Origin of the sequence: Xanthomonas sp. D-99 (genome assembly GCF_017746145.1) — a bacterium.
Lineage (GTDB): Bacteria > Pseudomonadota > Gammaproteobacteria > Xanthomonadales > Xanthomonadaceae > Xanthomonas > Xanthomonas cissicola.
The window spans coordinates 1-669 of the sequence record NZ_JAGHWU010000098.1 but is presented as its reverse complement, the minus strand read 5'-3'; the positions used below and the strand labels follow the sequence as shown (position 1 = coordinate 669).

Sequence of the window (669 nt, the reverse complement as noted above, 5' to 3'; positions counted from 1 at the left end):
CCAGCTCCAGCGCGCCAGCCAGATCGGTGACACCCGCATCTTCGAGCAAGGTCCGGTCGAGTACCCGCGCACTGATCGGCAGATCACGCAGCGGCGCATCGGTCTTGGTGGCACCGGTAATGCTCAGCGCGCGGTAAGGCGTGTACTGGCTGCGCACCTGCACCGCATCCAGGTCGCGCGCCTGCGACTGCGCAGCCTGCGCGCAGGCAATGCCGCAGGCGCAGGCCAGCAGGCTGAGCAAAGGCAGCGCGTGCAGCATGCGGCGGCGCGGGAACACGTGCATCGGGCAGAACTCCTGAAGCTCCCCGGTGCAGTCTGTCCGTGGCGCAAGTAAAAGACGCAAGGCAAAAGGTGAAGCGCGGAGACCGCTATGAAGCAGGGCCGGCCGTTGTTTCAAAACGTGGCGCTCGCCCGAAATCGTCGCGCGTGAACGGGCGGTCGCGGAACAGATAGCCGTAGTAGAACGTGCGCAGCGCCCGGTGATAGGCCCGAATGCGATCCTGATACGCCAGCTGTGCCTGCAGATCGGTGCCGGCCAGGCGCGTCAACGCCGCCTGCAACGCAACCGGCGGCAGCACGCTGGCCACGCGTTGCGCCAACGCTTCGCGACGCTGCAGCCCCTGGCGATACGCTGCCACCTGCGGCGCCACCTGCTGGTCGCCATTCTCA

Annotated in this window: 1 protein-coding gene and 1 pseudogene; both read right to left on the bottom strand. The window is 67.1% G+C overall.

What is annotated here, in order from left to right; genetic code table 11:
- Positions 1 to 283: pseudogene (locus tag J7360_RS21700) on the bottom strand (TonB-dependent siderophore receptor); the annotation flags it as partial.
- Between the two features lie 85 nt (positions 284 to 368).
- Positions 369 to 669 (bottom strand): DUF3526 domain-containing protein (locus J7360_RS20460; RefSeq protein WP_209034673.1); only part of this gene is annotated, 301 nt, incomplete at its 5' end.